This is a genomic window from Oleiphilus sp. HI0132, assembly GCF_001635845.1.
The window spans coordinates 1-946 of the sequence record NZ_LWGJ01000590.1 but is presented as its reverse complement, the minus strand read 5'-3'; the positions used below and the strand labels follow the sequence as shown (position 1 = coordinate 946).

At 45.9% G+C, this 946-nt stretch carries 1 pseudogene; it reads right to left on the bottom strand.

Annotated features, from left to right (window positions below):
- Nucleotides 1-946 (bottom strand): annotated as a pseudogene (rpoB, locus tag A3766_RS07230) (DNA-directed RNA polymerase subunit beta); the annotation flags it as partial.

Sequence of the window (946 nt, the reverse complement as noted above, 5' to 3'; positions counted from 1 at the left end):
ACGCGCAACACAAGTCAATTCCTGAATATGGATAGTTGTGAAACGGTCTTCTTGAACTACACGCTCAGATACAAGGATCGAATCCTCAAAGTTGTAACCGTTCCAAGGCATAAAGGCGATACGCATGTTCTGACCCAAAGCCAGCTCACCCATATCAACCGAAGGACCATCAGCAAGTACGTCACCACGAGAAATTTGCTCACCCTGCTTAACCAAAGGCTGTTGATTTATACAAGTATTTTGGTTTGAACGAACATATTTCGTTAGGTTGTAGATATCTACACCTGCGTCGCCTTGTGCAGTCTCATCATCGTTAACACGAACAACAATTCGGCCTGCATCGACACGTTCGATTACACCACCTCGATCTGCAACGACACATACACCAGAGTCCTGAGCAACAATTCGCTCAATACCCGTACCAACCAATGGCTTTTCAGCACGTAGGGTTGGAACAGCCTGACGCTGCATGTTTGACCCCATCAAAGCACGGTTCGCATCATCGTGTTCCAAGAAAGGAATCAAAGAAGCTGCTACCGATACTACCTGACGTGGTGACACGTCCATATAGTTAACCTTCTCAGGTGGCGTTACTGTAAATTCGTTTTTATATCGAACGTTAACAAGCTCTTCAGTTAGCTTACCGTCTTCACTAACAACAGCACTAGCCTGTGCGATAATGAAGCCACTTTCTTCAATTGCTGACAGATACTCGATCTCGTCTGTTACAACACTGTCAACAACTTTTCTATACGGACTCTCTAAGAAGCCAAAAGAGTTAGTTCGTGCGTAGGTTGCCAAAGAGTTAATCAAACCGATGTTTGGACCTTCAGGCGTTTCGATAGGACAAACGCGACCGTAGTGAGTCGGGTGTACATCTCGAACCTCAAAACCAGCACGCTCACGAGTCAAACCACCTGGGCCTAATGCTGATACACGACGCTTA